Raw genomic sequence first — 17,723 nt, 5'->3', positions numbered from 1 at the left:
TGACATAGAAAGCTGCGTAGAAAGCTGTGTAGAAAGTGCGAAGAAAGCTGTGTAGAAAGCTGCGGCGAAGAACATTGCAAAGAAAATCCCCGCGACAGCGATAAAAACCGACCAAAATAACCGATAAAAAAACCAGCGATATCGCTGGTTTTTTTCTTTAGAACACGCCTTTTTGGCGAATCTTTTGCACCCGCTCTAATCGGGCTTCCACCGGTTCCGCACTGGCATCATTGGAGCTTTCCTGCCCCACCACGGCGCCTTGTTTTAAGCTACCGATCAACTGATGAATGAGTTGACTTTGTTTGACGATCAGGCGTTTGAGTTCCTGCACCTGCTCACCTTCTGCCGAACTTGCCGGGGTGGTGTGCGAGGTCAGCGTCTCTTCCAATCGCTGTACTTGAGCCAGCACGCTGGCCACGCCGTCAGACATCGCAGACGCATCCGATGGCGCTGCCGCGCTGAGCTGCGCTTGCACCGACGCGGCCACTTTATCCGCCAGCGTTTGACACATCGCCTCATCCAGCCCCGCAGCCGACTGCGGTTCGATTTGATGCAACTTGAGCATATCGAGCAGAGACTGCGTGTTGATCGACTCTGTCGACAACGCCGATGCCAAGCTCATCGCCAATTCCGGTTTCAGGCTGTGCAGGTACAACCCGCTCAAATAGATGTGCTTGTGAATGTGCACCAGTTGATGCAACTCCATGGCTGCCGTGGCATCGGCAGCCAGTTCCTGACGCTTCTTCGACCACCCCAACATGGTGTTGAAGGCGAAGTTATCCGCGCTGGATTGTTTGGGATCCAGATAGAGAGCAAAAGAGACGCGCTTAAAGCGGTTACTCATCGCTCATCTCCTCGGCCAGCGGCAGATCGCTCATCTCGGTTTCCGGTTGGTCCGCATGATACAAGCAGATCTCCTGCGCCAGCGCTGACTGAGCATTTTCAATCAGAATCACACGCTCACCCAGTGACGGATACGCCGCACACACCGCCGGATAAATCAGTGACGCACCGCCCCCCACCAAGTAGATGCGATTCGGGTTTTTAGCGAATTTCTTCGCTTCAGTCACGACTTGCTTGCCCAGCTCATGGATCTTGGCTTCCATTTTTTCGCGCACCATGTCGATTTGCGCTTCGTCATTGATCACTTCCGACACAAATTCATCGTCATTGCGACGGCGGATCAATTCATTCGCCACCAAGTAGCTCGAATCGCTGTCAGCGAACGCCAATGCTTTGCGCACAGTGTTGGTCACCATCGACACACCGATTTCATTGTTGCCGTAAACCGCCGAGACTTCGTCAAATTCACCCACCACGATGCCCATGTCTAAGGTGGTACCGCCAAGGTCAATCACCAGCGAGCGCGTGAATTCATTGCAGTTGGAGTTCACCAGCGTCGACAGCACCGCAGGCAAGCTTTCCGGCATCACCTCCACGTCCACAATATCAAAGGTCTGGCCTTTGTTGAGGGTGATTTGGCGCATCAAATTGTGGCGCTTACGTGCGATGTTCTTTTCGTTCTTCTGGCAATCTTCAAATCGGTAATATTCGGTGATCGGCAAGGTCACCACCAACGCCACCGGGCAAGGTTCAATGCCGGTTTGCAGCAGCGCGTGATGGACGGCCAGCAGGTTCAAATCGTCGTATTGATAGTCGACGTGCGTGGTTTCCAACGCTTTATCCGACGTGGCATCGTAGGTGTACTTAAAGCCATCGATGGTGTAGTTGTAGACTTGTTTGTCCTTTCTTAAGGCCGCACTTTTCCAATCTTTGCGAAAGGAATTGGGCGAGACTAGGCTCCTAATCTTACCGCCATCCAACCAGCTCACTTTGACGTTTGTGGAACCATCATCGACGGCGAATTTCATTAAAGCTTGAGTCATGTAAATCTAAACCTACTAAGAAAGATGATTAAAATAGAGCCGCGGATCATATCTCAGTCTGGGTCAGTCCCCTAACTTCCCTCACAACAATAAAAACAACACTATCAAAATAACCAATTGTTATTTATAAACAAATAATATCTCAGTAACGGACTGACATCACGACCGGAATTGCCCTACAGCGAATGTACGCCGCGAAAAACGGCTTCGTCTCATCGCCCTCGCAAATCCAACACCGCTCGCCGATTCAACGCGAAACGATCGACAGAACACCGGATCGATGCCATTGCATTTCCAACAAATAGACGTCTAGATGTTTACAGCTCCAAAAAATCGGCGTAGTTTAAATAAAAATTCATGTTGATCTAGGGAAAGATGAGGAGAACTCATGATCGAGCTCAAACACTTACGCACGTTAGTTTCACTGCGCGACACCGGTTCGCTGACCGCCACCGCCACCGCATTGCACTTGACTCAGTCTGCACTCTCCCATCAGATCAAAGACTTAGAAGCGCGAATTGGCGGGCAACTGTTTTTGCGTAAAACCCGTCCGGTGCGTTTTACCTCGGAAGGTGAGATCTTGCTGAAACTGGCGGATGACATTTTGCCAAAGCTTGCCAAAGCAGAGAACGAACTGGCCAGCCTCAAAGAAGATGTGAATGGCCGCCTGCACATGGCCATTGAGTGCCACTCCTGTTTTCAGTGGCTGATGCCGGCACTACGGGAATACCAAATTTCCTGGCCAAGTGTGGCGCTGGATTTTTCTTCCGGGTTCGGCTTTGAGCCCCTACCGGCCTTGCTGGCAGGTGAGCTGGATTTGGTGATTACCTCCGACATTTTGCCGCGCTCTGAAGTGCACTATGAGCCGCTGTTCGATTTTGAGATGCGCCTGATCACCGCAACCAATCACCCCTTGGCTGAAAAAGCCGTGATTGCGCCGCAGGATTTGGCGGATCAAACCATGTTGAGTTATCCGGTGCAGAAACAGCGCCTCGATGTGGTCAAACACTTCCTGCAACCCGCAGGCGTTGAACCCGCAAAATGGAAACAAGCGGACAATACCTTGATGTTGGTGCAGATGGTGTCGGCAGGGCTCGGAGTGGCCGCACTGCCAAACTGGGCCATCAGTGAATTCTCCCGTCAGGGACTCATCACCAGCAAACCGTTGGGGAAAGGATTATGGCGCCGTCTGTTTGCGGCAACCCGCAACAGCGAAAAAGACAAACGTTACTTGCAAGCCTTCTTCTCCACAGCGCGCCAACAATGCAAAAGCCACCTCGATGGCATCAAGATGGCTTAAGCGTTGAATGAACAAAATGGGTTAATCAAATGACGGGGTTGAACGCTTTCGTTTAGCGTTCAACCGCTTTGAACTGGTTGGTCAGCGGGTCATATCGGAAGCCCAGCCCGCTTAGCTTATCGACCACATTATTCATGTCCATTTCGTAAGTGGTCACCAGCTCATCAAAGCTGTCGCATTCCAAACGCAATTTCTCGTTCACAATCCCCAGCAAAATGACACTGTCTAATTTACCGACGTTACTCAGATCCATCTTGGTACTCCTGTTTCGAAACGCTTTCTCTAAGCTTAGTTCGAAATTTGCCGTAGAACCGTGATTTTGCTCTAGGCAAAGAAAAACGGCGCAAGCGCCGTTTTATCAGGTAGGAAATCATCAAATGGCTTACATCAGATACAAGCCGTGAAACCCCGTGGCCGCCACCAGCATCAAGAGCTGCGCAACGGTCAATTGCACTTTACTCACCGGTTTCGACATCATGATGTGCCAGCACCACACAATAATCGCGGTCACCATCAGCGCAAAGCTGATCAACAGCGGTTGTGTCAGGGTCGCCAACACCTCAGCATCCACGCGATACGCATACGGCACCACGCACAGCGTGGTCAACATGGCCGACAAAATGCCCACCACCGGCAAAATACGGTGAAACGCTTGCAGGCGCGTGCGCGCAATCGTCAGCAGCAGATGCGCAAACATTGCGCCCAACATCGCCACCATCGCTAAAATCGAGAGCGCTGCTGGCCAGCTTGGCGCTTCTCCCATCAAAATAGCGACATACGCGATCGACAAACCGTTGGCCAGATAAAGCACCCACAGCGGCCCTTCATCACGCGTCTTCTTGGTTTGCACCTGCGAATAGAAATAGAACACGGCAGCCACAATCATAAAGGCTTCGATTTTTACCGAAGCGACGGCCAGCCACAGCACTGCGATCGCAGGCAGCACTTTGTGAATCCGGCCACGTTGGCCCGGACAGATCTCCCCTTTCACCAAAACGAGGGTCAGGATGATTTGTGCGCCCAGCAACATCGGCGCAAACACGGAAAGTAATGAATACAGCATAAATCCAACAATCAATGGCGATTAAACTGGCGCGATGATAGCAAACTCCGCCCGCGCATGCCTAGAGTCGGTTGACGCGCGCGGTTGAATGTTCACAATTCATCATTTAAAAATACAAAATGATAACAAACACCGTGCATATTCTTGGGTCACACGCATTTTTCAATCAAATTGATTTTTGATGTTTAATAAATTCGCTGGATACGTATATAGTGACGCCAAAACAAGAACAGAGGTTGTTATGATATACCGTTATTTGGCAGGAATTTTTGCTCTATTATTAGTAGGTTGTGCTGCTCAGCCCACATCTACCCCCTTCAAACCGAGTCAGGCTTGGGTCTCCCAAACCCTCGACAACGGGCTCACCTATCACCTGCGTCCCGACTCAAACGAAGCGGTGTCGATCCGCTTGTACGTGCACGCGGGATCGTTTCAGGAAACGCTGCGCCAAGCCGGTTACGCACATTATGTGGAACACATGGCCTTCAACGGCAGCGTGCATTACGAACACAACGCCGTGATTGATATGGTGGCGAAAAGTGGCGGCCAGTTTGGGGCTGACCTCAACGCTTACACCAATTACTCGCAAACGGTGTATCAATTGGATTTGCCAGATAACCAGCACATGGACGATGCGCTGCTGTGGATGCGCGACATCGCCGATGGCTTGACGTTTGATCCACAAGAAGTGGAAAAAGAAAAAGGGGTAATTCTGGGCGAGTTTCGTTTTCGTCGTTCAGAGCCGGACATGTTGTATGAGCATTTCACCGAAGGCACCGATTACCTCACCTACGACCCACTCGGCAATCGCAGCAATGTGCAGATGGCGACCGCAGACGGGCTTCGTGAGTTCTACCAAACGTGGTATCAGCCACAACTGACGGAAGTGATCATCACCGGCAACATCACTTTGGAACAAGGCGAGCAATGGGTGCGTCAGTATTTCTCTGACTGGCAGAAAGGCACCACGCCGCGCCCGGCGCGCCCTGCGTTATCGCAACAAAACACCAGCGATTTGATTTACACCGCATCACCGGGTGATTCGCCGCGCCTCTCCCTGTTTTACCCGCAGGGTGAAATCCGCATTGCGGATCATGAAGCATTGCTCAACTACCGTTTGAATGAGATCGCCACCCGCTTGATGGAACACCGCTTGCAGAACGCGTTTTACAACGCTGCACTGCCGACGCAAGACTTGGCGGCGTTCAGCTACAACACCGACGATCTGCGCTACACCGAATTGACGATTGCGTTTCCGGTCGAGCAGCGCGCGTCATCGCAATCGCTGTTTCTCAATACGCTGGCCTCGCTGCGTGATCACGGCACCACCCCGCAAGAGCTGGAGATGGTATTGCAAAGCTACCGTGACGATCTGGAAAACTTCGATTGGTATCGTTCGCAACTAACGTCAAACACCTTGGCCGATGACCGCGTGTATGCCATCAGCTACGACGAAGTTCTGCCATCGGATTTAGAGTACAAAAAGGCACTGAAAGCCCTACTTTCCGCCGCCACGCTCACACGCGTCAATCAGCATCTCAACGCATTTTTACAAGTGGATCCGATGATTGAGCTTGTCGCCGCCGAGAGCGAAGATCTCAACGCGTTGCAGCGTTCAACCGACCATCTACGTCACACACTTAAGCAGCCGGGTATCAGCCAGCGCATTAGCCAAGTGGAAACACCATTTCTGCCACCCGCTACGCCAGGAGACATCCTCCGGAGCCAAATCTTTGATGACCAACCGGAATTAACCCAATGGACACTCTCCAACGGCGTTGAGGTTTATTACTTGCGCAGTGAGCATGCTGGTGACGACGTTTACCTTCATTACGGCAGCATCGGCGGCGCCGTGGCTCTGCCGCGTGCGCTTTATCCGGCGGGCCAATTGGCTGTGAATGTCGCCAGCCGCAGCGGTTTAGGCCAATTGTCTAATGTGCAACTCAACAACTACCTCAAAGAGAAAAACATCTACTTCGCGCCCTACATTAATCTCACCTCACACGGGGTGATGATGCGGGCCAATCAGAAGAACATGGAAGCGCTCTTTGCACTGCTGAATCAAATGACGCGTGACATTCGTGTCGATGACAACCAACTGGCTTCGATTCAATCTGAGACTGTGCAAGCGATTGATGAAGGCCAAGCGTCATCGGACGGTCAATTGGGTCAGGCGATCAACCACGCCACTTACCTCGAAGATTCGGTCCATTGGTTGTTTGATAAAGCTGACTACCAACAAGTCACGCGCGATCAGATTTATCAGGTGCATCACGAACTGTTTCAAAAGCAGCGCAATAACACGCTCGTGATTGTGGCCAACACATCGCCGCTGGGGCTACAAGCCTTGCTGCGCCAATACGTGGCCAATTTGGCCTTCGACAAGGGCAACACCCCTGATTTTCAGGTTGCCTATCGCCAGCCGATCCAACCTCGCATTGAACTGCCGGTCAACACCAAGCCAAACACGCAGTACTACATCCGCATCGTGGCGCCCATCAGCACACCGGATGCCAAAACCGTGTTTATGGATGATTTGTTAACGCGCATTGCCAACCACCGTTTGACGGCCGTGGTGCGTGAACATCAGAGCCTAGATTACTCACCGTTTGCGTTGGCATTGAACATGGACAGTGAACGCAGCGTGGATTGGATGTTGGGCGCGGTGGTTGAACCGGAAGATGCTCAAAAAGTGGAAGCGGCGTTTGATGAGGTGGTCAGCAGCATGGCGACCTCAATCAGCGCTGAAGAAACGCAGGTGGTGGCGAAACAGTTGTTGACCGACCTCAACAACATGAAGAAGAACGCGTCAAGCATGGCTTGGTACATCAATCGCTACGTGATTCATCACTTTGGTCTGGAAGCGGCATTGAATATGGAAGCGACCCTGCGCAGCATCAGCGCAGACGACCTGACACAGCGTGCGCGCCAGATCTTTGGCGAATCATCCATGAAACAAAAGATCCTGATGACGCCAGTGCCAGAAACGCACTAAACGCAGAACGAGACGTCATAAAAAAGCGGTGTTAAACACCGCTTTTTTCGTTTTCATCTCCGTTAATAGCGTCCCATGCCATGGAACATGCCACCAAAAATCGCCCCCAAGATCGTAAAAAGAACGCCGAGAATGATCATCGCAGGGATCGACGCAATGGCAAATTTGACCATAAAAATCACCATCGACATAAACGGCATTTTAATGTCGACTACCGTCACTTCTTGTTTGTTGTTATCCATATCAGACATCAGTTTCTCCTAGCACAACGTGAATTATTTTTGCGGCCACTTATTTTGCATCTTCCCAACGCAATGCTTCAACCACCGCATCTTTAGTCAGCGGCCATTCGAGCAAACTTTGTTGGTACTCACCCGCCTTCCCTTCTAGCGCCACGCCGTAACTTTGCAGGCGAAACGCCAACACCGCATAAAACGTATCCACCACGCCCGCCTCTTCAAACATAAACGGCAGTTGCGCCTGAACAAATACCGCAGTCGCGCGGGCAATGTCAGCTTCCAGCTCCGGCGTCGGCTCGGTGAGGGGCTCAACCGGTTCGAGGCTAAACGGGCACAAGCGACGCAACGCCATAAACCCCGAGTGCATTTCAGCACACAAACTGCGTGCGACGGCCCGTTGCAGTGCATCACGCGGATAGAGCGCGCCATCAGCCAGTTCATTGAAGTATTCGGCAATCGCCAAGGAATCGTGAATCACAGTACCATCCACAGTCAACGCCGGAACCAATCCAGACGGTGACTGCACCGAGAGCTGCTTTTTGTAATCCGAGCCCGACAAATCAACCACGCTCACATCTAGCTCAACCTTTGCCAAACGGCTGCACATCCACGCGCGCAGCGACCATGTAGACCCCGTACCCACTAACATTTCCATTTGATTTCCTTATGTTCTGGTCAATTTCCACTCACTCAACATACGAGATAAATGGCTTAAAATCCATCGCTTCGCGCTCTCCCATCCGCGTCATCGCCATCGCGATTGATTACGATTTACAATGCAGCCATAACGCGCGATGATGCTACGCAGTTTTTAATTCGTTTTGATGACGTTATCGATTGAACCGAGAGAAGATTCGTCATGAAGATGACCTCGACATACTTTACTTCGATCACACTTTTTGTGATGAGCGCGCTCTGTAGCACGGAGAACGCACGGTTCAGTTACAGTATGAGTACTTGGGTTGTTTTTCGCGTCCACGCTGTTAAGGAATGAAAAATTTTGTTCAACACGTCTTCGACCAATTATCGCCAGTCCCGATTACACAAAGCGCGTTGGTACACGGGCCTGCTGTTTATCGTTTTGGCGCTCAGTTCAGTGCTGCTGGCTTATCAGTTGGTGGCGCGCCAAATTGCAGTGCAGGCACGAGACGAAGCGACCAATGTGTTGGAGCAACTGGATCATCTGTTTAGCCAACTCGATAGCGCGACGCAACATTTGGTGCCCAACCTCAACGATTCGTGCCAATCGCTCAAACCGTTGTTGATGGAAGAAATCTTAAAGATCCCCGGCGGCCTCACAGCGACCAAACCGCTCCATCTTGGCTACTGCAATTCACTACGCGGCTTTATGGATCGACTGCCGGTGACCGTGAACGGCCCCTCCGTCAGCCTTGATACCGGCGTGATTGAACCTGTGTCGGTGTACTATCGCAGCCAATCTTTGGTGTATGAGCTGTCGATGAACTACTTTCTGTATCAGCTCAAAATCAACCCCGAGTTTATTAAACCGACCCTGCTGCTGGCCGACAAAGAACTCACCACCGGCTACTCGCAATCGCGCCTGATCAAAGGCGAACTCTTCCCCTCGCCCAAATACAATTACGCCATGCGCATTCAGTACGATCAAACCATGTACTTTTGGGAACTGTTGCAGCGCGTGGTGTATTACTTGGTGATTCCGTTCACGCTCTATCTGTTTGCTTGCTATCAGTTTTATCGCTTTCTCTGTCAACCAGACCGCTTGGCGAGTGAACTCGCGCGCGGCTTGGCCCACCAGCAATTTAAACCGTATATTCAGCCGATTTTTGATTGTGGCGGCAGCTTAGTTGGTGGTGAAATTTTAGTGCGCTGGCATCACCCCACCCGCGGTGTCATTGGCCCGTATGAATTTATTTCCATTCTTGAACGCGGCGGTTTATCCCACAAACTGACCGAGTCATTGATGGAACAAACCGCCTTGCAACTGGCACCGTACACCAAAGCGCTGCCAGATGGCTTTCACCTCTCATTTAACATCAGTGCCGAGCAGCTCACCGACAGCAAAATTGTCCAATGCTGCCACCGTTTTCGTCAGGTGGTGGACACGCACCACATGCAGCTCATTTTGGAGCTGACTGAACGCGAACAGGCCATTGAAGCGGTGGAGTTGATGGACACCTATCAAGCCTTGAAAGCCGAAAACGTGCTGATTTCCATTGATGATTTTGGCACCGGCCATTCGAGCCTGATCTACTTTCAAATGTTTAAAGCCGACTACCTGAAGATTGATAAGAGCTTTGTCGATTTAATTGGCGAGAATGAACTGTCGAATCACATCGTAAACAACGTGCTCGATCTAGCGCGTCGCTTAAACATTCCGACGGTCGCCGAAGGGGTTGAACGCCCAGAGCAGTTGCAATATCTGACCGTACACGGCGTTGATTTTTTCCAAGGGTATCTATTTAGCACGCCCATCACCTTGGATGATTTTATTGAAGATTACTGCCAGCCTGACTCCTTCGCTTCGGCAAAACGTTTCCCTGATTTTGAGATTTAAAAAAGGCGCATGATGCGCCTTTTTGCTGAGTTCATACGCCATTAGACTAAGCGAAATTGCCCGACCAGTTTGTCCAACTGCGACGACAGTTTCTGCAGGCTCGCGCTGGATTGATTGAGCTGACCCGCAATGTCCGTGGTTTGCATCGTCAGTTGGTTGATGTCTTCCACGTTGCGGTTAATGTCTTCCACCACACTGGCCTGCTCTTCTGTGGCGGTTGCCACCTGAATATTCTGATCACTGATTTGATCAATATGCCCATTGATTTGCTCGAGTGAATCATTGGCTTTGTTGGCGTACTCGACCACCTGCACGCTTTTTTCTCGGCCTTTTTCCATCACGGTCACAGCCCGTTTCGATTCCGCCTGCAATTTGTCGATCACTTCTTGAATCTCTTCCGTCGATGCCGCCGAGCGGCTCGCCAGCGTGCGCACTTCATCAGCAACCACCGCAAAACCACGCCCTTGCTCACCGGCACGCGCCGCTTCAATCGCCGCATTCAGCGCCAGCAAATTGGTTTGGTCAGAAATACTGCGAATGGTATCAAGCGTTGAACTGATCGCATTGATTTGACTCGCCAGCGCTTCGACCACGCCGGTGGCTTGTTGCAGCTCATTCGATAGCTCCGTAATACGCAGCTGCGCTTGGTTCACCACGTCACGACCATCTGCCGAGCGATGGGTCGCTTCACGCGCCACTTCTGCCGCTTGTGCAGCGTTTGAGGCAATTTCGTTTACCGTCGCGCCCAACTCATGAATGGCGGTAGCGACTTGCACGGTGCGATCTCGCTGCGCAACGCAGTTATTTTGCGTATGATGCGCCTGATCCGCCACGTTATCCGACATGGTGGCCAAGTCACGTGCGCTCTTCGCCACTTGGTCAATCGAGGCGTGTACTTTCTCAATAAACTGGTTAAAGCTCACACCAATGTCAGTCAGCTCATCCTTACCGTCCATGTTGATGCGCGTATTGAGCGACAGATTTTTCGCCGCCTCGCCGATGGTTTCGCGCAGAAACGTGACGCGGTTACGCAGGTTGGCCACGATGAACCAAGAGGTCAAAATCGAAATCACAATCGACCCGATGATGATCAGGATGCTGCTGTTCTGCCCGGCTTTAAAGCTGAGCACACTGTTGTCGTTGCGGCGTTCCGCCTGAGCCAACAGCGCATCCAAAATATCATTGGCCCCTTTACGCATCACACCATAAGTCTTGGCGTATTGATCGCGATAAATGCGTTGTGCGCTGGCCATATCGCCGCGATCAAACGCGTCCAACATGGGGTTGAGATCGGTTTTCACCATGGTTTCGAACTGATCGAGCAACCGCTGCGCCTGCTGTTTCATTTCGGGATTGAGCTGTGCTTCCACCGCCATTTTCATGGTTTGACGCATTTCTGGAATGTCTTCGTTGCGCGCTTCCTGCACGCGGGTTTTCACCCCTTTTTCATCACGCAGCGGCGTCTCTTGCAGCAGCATCATGTCGATGCCTACTCGCATACGTGGAATGCGTGAAGCCGCTTCGGCCATCGCGCGCAGCGGGGCTGCGGTATTGAGGTACAATTTCTGCGATTGAAACTGCATGCTCGACATCGTATTGAGGCTGGTCAATCCGGTGAACACCAACGCGAGGCACGGAATGGCCACCGCGACGATGAGCCGGGTTTTCAGGGTCAGGTTATTGATGAACATAGTGCGTTCCTTTTGTGCAGGCTGATTTTTTGCTCATCCTCAAATGCAGGAGATGGCTGTTATGGATTGTCTAGGCGACCCGATTGAATCAACGCTTGAGTTCAATCCCGTGAACGAAATAACATTGATTCAAACTGAGAGAGCAGTTCCAACACCCCATGAAAACATGGGCATGACCGACAATCGAGGCAGCGACGCACCTGACCAGCAGATGGCCTGCCAACCTTTCAAGAATAGACCTGAGTGAGCGTCACGTCGCCCCGACGCAAAAAAACGCGCAGCAAACGTGAGCTAGAGAAGATTTTAGCGGTCGCGCCCCTCGCCTTGTGGCGGCAGCATGGGCTTAAACTGCGCGCCCAACCGGCGTGATCGCGGGGTTTCATCGACCTGATTCTGAGGATGGCTCGGACGCCTGCGCCTCTCGTTTCGGTTTACGAGGCATAAAGAAGCCACACGCAACACGCTTAGCTTGCGTGGGTTGTTCCCAAGCACCACACATATCCTGCGGATTATTGGCCGTGCGGGTAAACTGACGGCATTGACCACAATATTCACTCATCCTTGATTCTCCTGATTCGATGTCCAAGTGCGGTGACGCGCCACCCAACGTGGTCATCGCTTATCCGCACACCCTTTGATATAGCACGCTGCCCACACAACGATCTTGTTCTGCATCAGGGATTTAGCAGTTGTGCCGACGGGGGTTACACACGCATGCCATCGTTTCAGAAGGGACTTCCTAAAGGTGCTTTCTAAAGCGACTTTCTAAAGCTGATAGACCGATGTTGGCTGTTCGGCCGCCGCCACCAGCGCATCAATCACCACCCGTTGTCTCGGTTTTAAGTAACGCGACCGGGGCCATACGGCATGAATCGGCATTTCCGCCCCAGCATAATCGTCAAGAATCGTCACCAATGCGCCCGAAGCAAGGTGTTCATTGATGAGCCACGTCGGCAACTGGGAGACGCCCATACCATCGAGCACCGCTGATAACATGGCATCTCCATCACTGAAACAATACCGTCCATGCACCACTTGCGTAAAACTGTCGCCATTGGCGCGTCGGAACAACCACGCCGGTTGATTGCTACGCTGTCCGCCGACAATACAATCGTGCTCTGTCAACTCCGTCACCAGTTTCGGTGTGCCTTTCTTTTTCAAGTAATCGGGGCTTGCGCACACAACCAAGCGCTGGCGCCCCAAACGGCGGGCAATCAAATCGGCATCATCTGCCAATGCGCCAATACGCACCACCAGATCCACCCCTTCATCTACCAAATTGATGCGCTTTTCGCTAAATGCCACCGACAGATCCAAATTGGGATGCGCTTTGGTGAGTTCCAACAGCAAAGGCATCACATGTCGGCGACCAAATGCAGCGGGTAAATGAATGTTTAAGTTGCCCGAAACGTGAACGCTCCCGGCCACCACGCCATGTTCCAGGCTGTCAATTTCATCGAGAATCGCAATCCAGCCATCAAAATAACGCTGGCCTTCGGGGGTCGGCGTCAGGCTGCGCGTGGTGCGATGCAGTAACTTGGTTCCGAGTTTTTTCTCCAGTCGCGTGACGCTTTTGCCTACCGCTGAGCCAGTTAAGCCGAGGCGCTCCCCTGCTGCGGTAAAGGAACCAGTCCGCAGCGTTTCAACATATTCGATCACGCCCGAAAATTGCGTTTCATTGAGCTTCATTATGGAACCACAGGATGAAATAATTGGAATATAAACTGTATTATCATTTTTCATTAAGTCAATACAATGACCTCCTATGATCAACAATGTTGTGGAGAATCATGATGACAACCCCCGAAAAACGCATCAATGACTTACTTGATCGCGAAGAAATTCGTCAACTGAGATTGCGCTATAGCCAACTGCTAGACGGTGGAGAAGCAGAGAAAATGGGCGAGGTGTTTACTGACGATGCTGAAGTGACGGTCACGGTCGGCTCAATGAAAGGTTTGGACGCCATCAAACTTGGCTTGAGCGAGGCCTATCACACCTTTGACACCCAACACCGTGAACATTTTCCGTTTGTGCATGCCGTGACCAACCACAGTATCACCTTGGTGGATGAGAACCACGCCCACGGCAGTTGCTACTTATTGGACTTCGTGACCGACAGAGCCGCCTCGCAACATCCGTTCTTGCTGTTGGGCCATTACGTCGATCACTATGTGCGCATCCACGGAGAATGGCGCATTGCCCACACCGCGTTGGATGTCGTGTGGCCGCAGGAATCTCATTAATTTGTTTCACGTGCGCTCATCGCTTGCTGCATCAAGCGAACATCCCCTATCGATGTACGGTGAGGAATGCAGCAAACGCGTGACTTTCCAGTGTGTTTTGGGGCGATTTCAGTTAAGGTGTGGCACCGAAAATCCCACCGCTCAACCCATAAGGGAATCGCATGAAACAATCGATTATTCACATCAGCTTAGTGGTTCGTGATTACGACGAAGCACTGGATTTCTACCTCAATAAGCTCAAGTTCGAATTGGTGGAAGATACCTATCAACCGGAACAAGACAAACGTTGGGTCGTGGTGTCGCCTCCGGGCTCACAAGGCGCCACGTTGCTGCTGGCCAAAGCGTCGAAACCAGAGCAGCTGCCTTCGATCGGCAACCAAACTGGCGGGCGCGTTTTTCTGTTCCTCAATACCGATGACTTCTGGCGCGATTACCATCGCATGGTCGAAGATGGCATTCAGTTCGTTCGTCCTCCGATGGAAGCCGACTACGGCACCGTGGCGGTGTTTGAAGATTTGTACGGGAATCTATGGGACCTGCTGCAAATGAACGACACGCATCCGATGGCGAAACGTTCTCACTGATTGAAGCGCGTATCGCGACTTACCCATTTGCGCCCTGCGTAAATGGAGAGAGTGCTCGTCCTACACTAGACTTACTCCCGATACTCCGTATTTGTCGCGGTTAACCTTACAGGCAACCCGGCGCCATGATGCGGAGTGCAGACTTGTTGTTCCATCGTCTCATCGCCGCAGTCACATCGCATCAGTCACTTCGCACCGGTGTGCAGTGACTGTGGCTATCAGGAGTTCCTATGACCCAATACAAAATCGGCTATTTCGTCGGGAGTTTGTCGTCGACCTCCATCAATCGCAAACTAGCGCATGCACTCGCCAAGCTGGCGCCCCCCGAGCTCGACTTGGTGGAAATTCCCATCAAAGATTTGCCGTTATATAGCCAAGATTACGATGCCAATTATCCAGACGTGGCCCAAGCCTTCAAACAGGCGATCGCCGATTGCGACGGCTTATTGTTTGTGACCCCCGAGTTCAACCGCTCGATTCCCGGATGCTTGAAAAATGCCATCGACTGGGCAAGCCGCCCGTGGGGGCAAAACTCATTTGCCAGTAAACCTTCCGGCGTTATCGGCACCTCGCCCGGCGCGATTGGCACCGCCGTGGCTCAAAGCCAGCTGCGCAGCGTGCTCTGTTTTTGCAATTCTCCGTTGATGAATACCGTTGAAGCCTATCTGCAATATCACGATGGCATGATCGACGACGATGACAATGTCACCACCGAGCGAACCAAAGCGTTTTTGGAAAACTACATGAACGAACTGCATCAATTTGTGGTGCGCGTGCTCACGGTGTTACCTCGCCAAAAGGGATAGCAAAATCACCGCCCCTCCCCAATGAGTGAACGTAATCATCATCGAGCTTGCAGGCCGATTCACGTTAAGTTGAACGATCGTGGGTGATGTTAATCACAAAAACTGTTATCATGCGCGGCTTTGAAAGTTGGCCTCGGCCAACTTTTTACTTATTGACGATGCCCACTCGACCTTGAAGCCATGCCGACTGCCCCGCAGCCGCAGGATCACTTCACGTCGGAACGGGCAGACCAACAACTTGGAATGCCTTGTGTTAACGACTGCAAACATCACCATGCAATTTGGCGATAAGCCATTGTTTGAAAACATCTCGATTAAATTTGGTAATGGCAACCGTTACGGCCTGATTGGTGCCAACGGTTGTGGTAAATCCACATTTATGAAAATTCTTAGCGGCGAACTGGAGCCATCAGCAGGCTCGGTTTCAACCGATCCAAACGAGCGCATGGCTAAACTGGGTCAGGATCAGTTCGCGTTTGAAGAGTTCACGGTGGTGGACACAGTGATCATGGGTCACAAAGAGTTGTGGAAGGTCAAAGAAGAACGTGACCGCATTTACGCGCTGCCAGAAATGACCGACGAAGACGGCATGCGTGTTGGCGACTTGGAAACTGAATTCGCAGAAATGGACGGCTACTCCGCCGAAGCGCGCGCGGGTGAACTGTTGCTGGGCTTGGGCATTCCTGAAGCGCAACATTTCGGCCTGATGAGCGAAATCGCACCGGGTCTGAAACTACGTGTATTGCTGGCGCAGGTGCTGTTCGCAGAACCAGAAATCATGCTGCTCGACGAACCAACCAACAACCTGGACATGCACACCATCGCATGGCTGGAGCAAACGTTGCTGGCACGTAACTGCACCATGATCATCATCTCGCACGACCGTCACTTCCTGAACACCGTGTGTACCCACATGGCAGATTTGGATTACGGTGAACTGCGTCTGTTCCACGGTAACTACGACGAATACATGATCGCAGCTGAACAAGCGCGTGATCGTCTGCAAGCAGACAACGCGAAGAAGAAAGCTCAAATTGCTGAGCTGCAAACCTTCGTTAGCCGCTTCTCTGCAAACGCATCGAAAGCCAAACAGGCCACTTCTCGTCAGAAACAGCTGGATAAAATCCAACTCGAAGAAGTGAAACCATCAAGCCGTCAGTCACCATTCATCCGTTTCGATCAGAAGAAAGAGCTGTTCCGTAACGCGCTGGAAGTGGAAGGTTTGAAACAAGGTTACGGCGAAAACATCCTGATCAACAACGTCAACCTGATGGTTGAAGTGGGTGAACGCATCGCGATCATCGGTGAGAACGGTATCGGTAAATCCACCACGCTCAACACGCTGGCAGGTGTGATGGAACCGATGGCGGGCATGATCAAATGGTCTGAAAACAACAACATCGGTTTCTACGCTCAGGATCACGCGCATGATTTCGCAGAAGACATGTCGCTGCTAGATTGGATGAGCCAGTGGAAAAACGAAGGCGAAGACGAGCAAACCGTGCGCGGTATTCTGGGCCGTATGCTGTTCTCGCAAAACGACATCAAGAAATCGGTCAAAGTGATTTCGGGTGGTGAGCAAGGTCGTATGCTGTTTGGTAAGCTGATCATGCAAAAACCAAACATCCTGCTGATGGACGAACCAACCAACCACATGGATATGGAATCGATCGAAGCCTTGAACTTGGCGCTGGAAAACTACAAAGGCACGCTGCTGTTTGTATCTCACGACCGTCAGTTCGTCTCATCGATTGCGACACGCATCATCGAAATCACCAAAGATGGTGTGAACGACTTCCACGGCACTTACGATGAGTACCTGGCGAAACAAGGCCTGATTGGCTAATTCGCCACTCGGTTTTAAGCCAAAACGCTTGCTTAAAAGCCATCGCCTTTGCGATGGCTTTTTTATGTGCACCAACCAGTGAGAGCCTTCTCCCCCCAACGCGATATTCAACGCGGACGCCCGCTCAACCACGCCGTAAAGTTTTTGGCGACCCGTCACAGAAATTGAGCGACACCGCCGAGAACGTGATACACTCCACCGCTATTTTGTTTGGCTGCTTTTTTCACCTAGTATTACAGCAGGCAGAAAGGTCGCACAACGACGGTCAACGGTGATAGAACGGCATCATCGAAGCCAAAAAAACGGAGCGGAAAACGGAAGTTGGACGCTCGTCATACGCGTAAATAACGCCAGCGGGAAGCAACAAGCGTGAGGCGAACCTGAGTGATGAAGATCAGGAAGACTCTAGCGCGCAAGCATATCGGGTGTTGAGTGAAAGACCGCACAACAGAAGCTGGGCGTCAGCCTAGGCGAAATAATAATGGTTCGAACGCCACTCAGCCCCTTCAGTAAAGTGAGCACCTTTTTAAA

At 51.6% G+C, this 17,723-nt stretch carries 16 protein-coding genes; 7 read left to right on the top strand and 9 right to left on the bottom strand.

The window, feature by feature from the left end; genetic code table 11:
• Nucleotides 1–157: 157 nt before the first annotated feature.
• Nucleotides 158–844, bottom strand: coding sequence for a hypothetical protein (locus ACF8PK_RS07915; RefSeq protein WP_283512887.1), 687 nt, complete (start codon nt 842–844; stop codon nt 158–160).
• The gene (parM, locus tag ACF8PK_RS07910; protein ID WP_014205321.1) at nt 837–1,886 is read right to left on the bottom strand and encodes a plasmid segregation protein ParM domain-containing protein; all 1,050 of its coding nucleotides are present in this window, start codon (nt 1,884–1,886) and stop codon (nt 837–839) included. The genes ACF8PK_RS07915 and parM overlap by 8 nt, the downstream gene beginning before the upstream one ends.
• Before the next feature lie 388 nt (nt 1,887–2,274).
• Here parM and metR point away from each other — a divergent pair, with 388 nt between their 5' ends.
• Nucleotides 2,275–3,186: an HTH-type transcriptional regulator MetR gene (gene metR / locus ACF8PK_RS07905; protein ID WP_392440690.1), complete on the top strand. Its 912-nt coding sequence runs from the start codon at nt 2,275–2,277 to the stop codon at nt 3,184–3,186.
• Nucleotides 3,187–3,238: 52 nt separating this feature from the next.
• Here the strand turns inward: metR and ACF8PK_RS07900 are convergent, their stop codons facing one another.
• Together ACF8PK_RS07900 and ACF8PK_RS07895 are read right to left on the bottom strand one after the other, a co-directional pair.
• Nucleotides 3,239–3,439 carry a DUF4250 domain-containing protein gene (locus tag ACF8PK_RS07900; protein ID WP_004726340.1) on the bottom strand — a complete coding sequence of 67 codons (201 nt, stop codon included), beginning with the start codon at nt 3,437–3,439 and terminating at the stop codon, nt 3,239–3,241.
• A 129-nt stretch (nt 3,440–3,568) separates the two neighbouring features.
• Nucleotides 3,569–4,249 carry a hypothetical protein gene (locus tag ACF8PK_RS07895; protein WP_014205322.1) on the bottom strand — a complete coding sequence of 227 codons (681 nt, stop codon included), beginning with the start codon at nt 4,247–4,249 and terminating at the stop codon, nt 3,569–3,571.
• Nucleotides 4,250–4,490: 241 nt separating this feature from the next.
• Here ACF8PK_RS07895 and ACF8PK_RS07890 point away from each other — a divergent pair, with 241 nt between their 5' ends.
• On the top strand, nt 4,491–7,244 hold the full coding sequence (locus ACF8PK_RS07890) for a M16 family metallopeptidase (protein WP_392440689.1): 2,754 nt from the start codon (nt 4,491–4,493) through the stop codon (nt 7,242–7,244).
• Nucleotides 7,245–7,306: 62 nt separating this feature from the next.
• Here the strand turns inward: ACF8PK_RS07890 and ACF8PK_RS07885 are convergent, their stop codons facing one another.
• Both ACF8PK_RS07885 and ACF8PK_RS07880 read right to left on the bottom strand, forming a co-directional pair.
• Complete coding sequence (locus ACF8PK_RS07885; protein WP_004726343.1) at nt 7,307–7,495, bottom strand: hypothetical protein; 189 nt, start codon at nt 7,493–7,495, stop codon at nt 7,307–7,309.
• Between the two features lie 40 nt (nt 7,496–7,535).
• A complete protein-coding gene (locus ACF8PK_RS07880) occupies nt 7,536–8,138 on the bottom strand; it encodes a glutathione S-transferase (protein ID WP_392440688.1) in 603 nt (200 codons plus the stop codon).
• Nucleotides 8,139–8,483: 345 nt separating this feature from the next.
• Between ACF8PK_RS07880 and ACF8PK_RS07875 the strand changes: the two genes are divergently transcribed.
• Nucleotides 8,484–10,019: an EAL domain-containing protein gene (locus tag ACF8PK_RS07875; RefSeq protein WP_014205325.1), complete on the top strand. Its 1,536-nt coding sequence runs from the start codon at nt 8,484–8,486 to the stop codon at nt 10,017–10,019.
• Nucleotides 10,020–10,060: 41 nt separating this feature from the next.
• Here the strand turns inward: ACF8PK_RS07875 and ACF8PK_RS07870 are convergent, their stop codons facing one another.
• The 3 genes from ACF8PK_RS07870 to ACF8PK_RS07860 form a co-directional block, all read right to left on the bottom strand.
• The gene (locus ACF8PK_RS07870; protein ID WP_206981474.1) at nt 10,061–11,710 is read right to left on the bottom strand and encodes a methyl-accepting chemotaxis protein; all 1,650 of its coding nucleotides are present in this window, start codon (nt 11,708–11,710) and stop codon (nt 10,061–10,063) included.
• Between the two features lie 379 nt (nt 11,711–12,089).
• Complete coding sequence (locus ACF8PK_RS07865) at nt 12,090–12,269, bottom strand: hypothetical protein (RefSeq protein WP_004726347.1); 180 nt, start codon at nt 12,267–12,269, stop codon at nt 12,090–12,092.
• A 206-nt stretch (nt 12,270–12,475) separates the two neighbouring features.
• Entirely contained in the window at nt 12,476–13,399 is a 924-nt protein-coding gene (locus ACF8PK_RS07860) for a LysR family transcriptional regulator (RefSeq protein WP_172562088.1), read from the bottom strand.
• A gap of 101 nt (nt 13,400–13,500) precedes the next feature.
• Here ACF8PK_RS07860 and ACF8PK_RS07855 point away from each other — a divergent pair, with 101 nt between their 5' ends.
• The 4 genes from ACF8PK_RS07855 to ACF8PK_RS07840 all read left to right on the top strand — a co-directional run bounded on the left by ACF8PK_RS07855 (nt 13,501) and on the right by ACF8PK_RS07840 (nt 17,192).
• Nucleotides 13,501–13,956 carry a nuclear transport factor 2 family protein gene (locus ACF8PK_RS07855; RefSeq protein WP_392440687.1) on the top strand — a complete coding sequence of 152 codons (456 nt, stop codon included), beginning with the start codon at nt 13,501–13,503 and terminating at the stop codon, nt 13,954–13,956.
• A gap of 161 nt (nt 13,957–14,117) precedes the next feature.
• Nucleotides 14,118–14,540 (top strand): VOC family protein, encoded by a 423-nt coding sequence (locus ACF8PK_RS07850; protein ID WP_004726349.1) that lies wholly within the window; start codon nt 14,118–14,120, stop codon nt 14,538–14,540.
• A 230-nt stretch (nt 14,541–14,770) separates the two neighbouring features.
• On the top strand, nt 14,771–15,346 hold the full coding sequence (locus tag ACF8PK_RS07845) for an NADPH-dependent FMN reductase (RefSeq protein WP_004726350.1): 576 nt from the start codon (nt 14,771–14,773) through the stop codon (nt 15,344–15,346).
• A 250-nt stretch (nt 15,347–15,596) separates the two neighbouring features.
• Nucleotides 15,597–17,192: an ABC-F family ATPase gene (locus tag ACF8PK_RS07840; RefSeq protein ID WP_004726351.1), complete on the top strand. Its 1,596-nt coding sequence runs from the start codon at nt 15,597–15,599 to the stop codon at nt 17,190–17,192.
• Nucleotides 17,193–17,723: the final 531 nt, after the last annotated feature.

The organism is Vibrio sp. CJQ_6, assembly GCF_043106745.1.
Lineage (GTDB): Bacteria > Pseudomonadota > Gammaproteobacteria > Enterobacterales > Vibrionaceae > Vibrio > Vibrio furnissii.
Note: the sequence above shows the minus strand (reverse complement) of the source record. Positions and strands in the feature narration are given on the sequence as shown.

Bases quoted from the DNA above. Each gene is read 5' to 3' on its own strand.
- ACF8PK_RS07865 (WP_004726347.1), bottom strand. From the start codon at position 12,269: ATGAGTGAATATTGTGGTCAATGCCGTCAGTTTACCCGCACGGCCAAT.
- ACF8PK_RS07915 (WP_283512887.1), bottom strand. From the start codon at position 844: ATGAGTAACCGCTTTAAGCGCGTCTCTTTTGCTCTCTATCTGGATCCC.
- ACF8PK_RS07860 (WP_172562088.1), bottom strand. From the start codon at position 13,399: ATGAAGCTCAATGAAACGCAATTTTCGGGCGTGATCGAATATGTTGAA.
- ACF8PK_RS07855 (WP_392440687.1), top strand. From the start codon at position 13,501: ATGATGACAACCCCCGAAAAACGCATCAATGACTTACTTGATCGCGAA.
- ACF8PK_RS07880 (WP_392440688.1), bottom strand. From the start codon at position 8,138: ATGGAAATGTTAGTGGGTACGGGGTCTACATGGTCGCTGCGCGCGTGG.
- ACF8PK_RS07890 (WP_392440689.1), top strand. From the start codon at position 4,491: ATGATATACCGTTATTTGGCAGGAATTTTTGCTCTATTATTAGTAGGT.
- ACF8PK_RS07845 (WP_004726350.1), top strand. From the start codon at position 14,771: ATGACCCAATACAAAATCGGCTATTTCGTCGGGAGTTTGTCGTCGACC.
- ACF8PK_RS07870 (WP_206981474.1), bottom strand. From the start codon at position 11,710: ATGTTCATCAATAACCTGACCCTGAAAACCCGGCTCATCGTCGCGGTG.
- ACF8PK_RS07885 (WP_004726343.1), bottom strand. From the start codon at position 7,495: ATGTCTGATATGGATAACAACAAACAAGAAGTGACGGTAGTCGACATT.
- ACF8PK_RS07895 (WP_014205322.1), bottom strand. From the start codon at position 4,249: ATGCTGTATTCATTACTTTCCGTGTTTGCGCCGATGTTGCTGGGCGCA.
- parM (WP_014205321.1), bottom strand. From the start codon at position 1,886: ATGACTCAAGCTTTAATGAAATTCGCCGTCGATGATGGTTCCACAAAC.
- metR (WP_392440690.1), top strand. From the start codon at position 2,275: ATGATCGAGCTCAAACACTTACGCACGTTAGTTTCACTGCGCGACACC.
- ACF8PK_RS07850 (WP_004726349.1), top strand. From the start codon at position 14,118: ATGAAACAATCGATTATTCACATCAGCTTAGTGGTTCGTGATTACGAC.
- ACF8PK_RS07900 (WP_004726340.1), bottom strand. From the start codon at position 3,439: ATGGATCTGAGTAACGTCGGTAAATTAGACAGTGTCATTTTGCTGGGG.